This is a genomic window from Bradyrhizobium sp. (genome assembly GCF_049691595.1).
Lineage (GTDB): Bacteria > Pseudomonadota > Alphaproteobacteria > Rhizobiales > Xanthobacteraceae > Bradyrhizobium.
The window spans coordinates 1-3782 of sequence record NZ_JBAVNZ010000582.1; the positions used below are offsets into that span (position 1 = coordinate 1).

General features: G+C 61.8%; 1 protein-coding gene and 1 pseudogene. Both read right to left on the bottom strand.

Annotated features, from left to right (window positions below):
- Positions 1–655 precede the first annotated feature (655 nt).
- A pseudogene (locus tag WCE35_RS23500) lies at positions 656–1494 on the bottom strand (IS5 family transposase).
- A gap of 154 nt (positions 1495–1648) precedes the next feature.
- A partial coding sequence (locus WCE35_RS23505; RefSeq protein ID WP_424595702.1) for a vWA domain-containing protein occupies positions 1649–3782 on the bottom strand: 2134 nt, incomplete at its 5' end.

The window sequence follows — 3782 nt, forward strand, 5'->3', positions numbered from 1 at the left end:
GGTCGAACCCATCTCCGCCGATAGTCTCCACAAAACGGGAATATTTCCGCACAGGGCCGGAGACTATCCGCGGTTTCCACCTTGAATTTGAATGCGCGAAAAGCCGGGATTTCCGGCCCATTGCGCGTCTTTTGGGGGATCTCTCCAGAGGCGGGAATGCGTGGCTGGAGCAAGTTCGAAAGCGGATGCTCTTGCCTGTCCGAGAGGAACCGCAGAAGCTCTTTTCGTTGAAATTCATAGGCCCTTCGAAATATTGGAGTTTCGAGAACCGTACCGAGTCTGCGGAGTCCAGAGCTTCGGAGATGAATGGGCCCTTCGGAGAATAACGGGTGCGCCCTGACGAGAAGGGGTCCGGAGTTCAAATGGGAAATCGCTGCCGCTATTGGGCTTAATTACCCACAACTCAGGCGGAGAATATGCGGCTTCGGCAAAGATGGCGGAGGGAGAGGAACTGGGGTCGAACCTTCTCCGCGCAAGCCATCGTGGTGAGTAGGACGCCGGCGTGGTGCGCCGCATAGGAAGCGGGCAGTGTCAAAAGCGCACCTGGAGTCCCAGTCCGAGATGGGCCCGCCCCCTGGGGTACCAAGCCCCTTAGGGGCCTCGGCGGCCGGCGAGGGGGCCCTCGGCACGAGCCCTAAGAGTCTGTCCAAAAACATCAAGTGGGATTGCAGAGTTTTCGCAGCATGAGGCGAATTGAGGCGAGGCGCAAGAATGCGAGGCCCTTGCGATTGAGGTTTTCCCAGTCCTTGGCCAGCCTGCGACAGCGATTGAGCCAAGCGATGGTGCGTTCAACGATCCAGCGCTTGGGCAATACGATGAACTCTTTGGCCTGATCGGAGCGCTTGACGATTTCGGTTTCGAGGTGAGGCAACACCCTTGCCAGGTTCTTGTGGAACTGCGGTCCCTGATAGGCCGCATCGGCAAACAGCTTCTTCAGGAACGGATGCAGTCCGAACATTGTGGCGAGCAGCATGATGCCGCCGTCGCGATCCTGGATGTCGGCGGGATGAACGATGGCGTGGAGTAGCAGACCCAGCGTGTCTACGAGAATGTGGCGCTTCTTACCTTTGATTTTCTTGCCCGCATCATAGCCATGCGGATCGATGCAGGCCCCCCTTTTTCGGCGCTTTTCACGCTTTGGCTGTCGATGATGGCTGCGGTGGGGCTGGCTTCCCGTTCGTCCTGCTCCCGGCACCCCACATAGAGCGCGTGATGGATGTGATCGAGCGTTCCGTCCCAACTCCACAAATCGAGATAGTGGAATACCGTGCTGCGCGGCGGCAGATCCTTCGGGATCGCTCGCCATTGGCATCCTGTGCTCAAGATGTACAAGATTCCGTTCATCACCTCGCGCACATCGACGTGGCGTCTGTTGCCGCCGCGCTTGGCCGGCCGGATCAACGGGCCGACAAGCGCCCACTCGTCATCGCTCAGGTCGCTCGGGTATCGCAACTGGCTGCGGTCGTACCGACCCCGGTTCTTCGTCGTCCACATCGGTGAGCCCCTCTCGAATCAGGCCACCTCTTGAATCACAATTGACTCAATTGATTCAATTTGTTTTTGGACAGACACTAAGAGTCCAGCTCCCTCAATATCAACGATAGCTCGACAATGTGGCCGTCGAGGCCAGCCTTTTCGAGCAAGCTTCCTAGATTGTGAGCACCCTCGTCTCAATCTGCTTCACGTCGATCGACGGCGTACCTCCGTCTGCGCTGGTCGCTGTATATACGGCCGTCACGCTCAGCTCTGCCGTGCTGACAATCTCGAGAATCCCCAGGGTCAGCGGGATCGGCCCCGCAGCCGGCGCTCCCAGCAGCAATTCCACAAGGCGGCAGCAATCGTCCATCGTCGCATTGTGCGCGGGCAGCCGGATGATTTCCAAAGTCGTCGGTGCCTTGAACTTCGGTTCGCGTCCTGTAACCGCTCCCGCCAGCACCAGTGGGATCGCTCTCTTGAGCACGGGAGCTTGCTTCGAGCCGGCGTTATGAATGTTGATCTCGGTCGAGTAGCGCCCCGGCCGCACTGGTGCGCACGCGCAGCAATCATCCTTCTGCTCGCCGCACAGGAACTTCACGCTGTACACGAACAACTTGAATTCAGGCGGAGCTACGACCGCGGTAGGCCTGCCAGGCTGGGCCAAACCAATCCGTGGCGGCTCAAGCGAATCCGGATCCGAGCACACATCGACCTGATAGGATCCGTTACCCAGATCGGTCGCCGTCCCGGCCGGCATGCTGCCCGGCTGCGGCTCGATCGTAAAGGCGTTCGAGCGCCCCGGCCCCAGCCGATTGCCGTATTTGTCGCGCGGCGTGAACGTCATCCGTACGCACGCGCCGCCGTCCGGTCGGGGATCAAGCGGTGTCGTCGTCACTGTGGTCTTGCCGGGATCGATCCCGATCTCCACATGCCTAGACCACACCAGCTCCCGCATTCCCGAGCATTCGTCACCATAGGTCGCCTTGGCGTGGAAGGTGTAGTTGCCCTCCACCGTCAGCAGGTCGTTAAGCGCCCTGCCGAATGTCGCCGTGGCTTCGAATGTGCCTCCGGTGTTCTCGGAGTCACCAAGGAGATCAATCGTGGTTTCGGCGTAGCGAACCACGGGTCTTCCTTGCGCCTTCTCGAGGGCCTGGAGCGTGGCCTGACGGGCGGGAATGAAGTCGGCATCCAGCGTGCCCGGCGAGCCCAGCCCGGCCTCACTCAGCACATTGCCCACGCCGGCGTCGGGGCGCGTGACCGTCAACGTCGCCTTCATGCCGTCCGGCCAGCCGCCATTGTCGTGCCGCACGAGCACGATGGGATTGATGGGATCGCCGGTATAGTAACGCCGTGCATCGGCAAACCGCGTCATCCGCGGCCCGCCCGTGGGGATCACATTGATGAAGTAACGCAGCGCGGGAGCTGGCGGCGGGAACTCCCCTCCGCCGCCTGGCCGGACCACGTTGACGCTCCAGAGGCCATCGCGCTCGCCGGAAAACGGGAGCTTGATTCGCAAAAACGTCCAGGTTCTTCCGAACGCGGCTTCAACGCCCGCCGTCCCGCCGGTAATCACGACGCCACCCGGCGTGGTCACCTCAAGGAACAGCGACGCATCCGCGCGGTCCCAGCCCGCCACCGCCGTGATCGTCTCCTCGCCGCAAACCCGGAAGGGGATCGCTTTGCCCGACGGCTGATCGGCCGGCAGATCGAACTCCGGATCCATCAGGATGCCGGCTTCGAAGATGTTGCCGAACGCGTTCGAGAAGAACTTCTCAAGCGCCAGGCCCCCGCCGGCGCGCATGTACATGCCGCCGTGCGCGTTCGCGAGCGCCGTGAGCAGCGCGCCATCCAAACTCGATTCCGTTCCGAACCCGATTGCATGGACGGTGATTCCGTCGAGCGTGTGCGCGGCTTCGACGTTTGCTACTATCGGCGCCGTATTCTCAAGGCCGTCCGTCAGCAGCAGGATCGCTCTCGGATTGGTCCCGGCGACGGGAAACTGCGCGTGCGCAGCATCAAGACCGCCGCCGATCGTGGTGGCTCCCCCCGGCGTCAAGGCCCCGACGATGCCGCCCGAATAAGGTGCCGGGCCGATCAGCGCCGCCTTCGTGCCGCCGGTGACGTTGGCGATAGCGAAATCCACCGGCGAACTGGCCGTCGTGCTGAAGGAGACGAGTCCAGCGCGGTTGCCGGTCCCGGCCTTCACCAATTGCACGAACAGCGACACCGCGTCGCGTGCCGCTTCGATCTTGGAACGCCCCGTGCCATCGTCCATCGACATGCTGCCGGAGCGGTCGAACACCAAC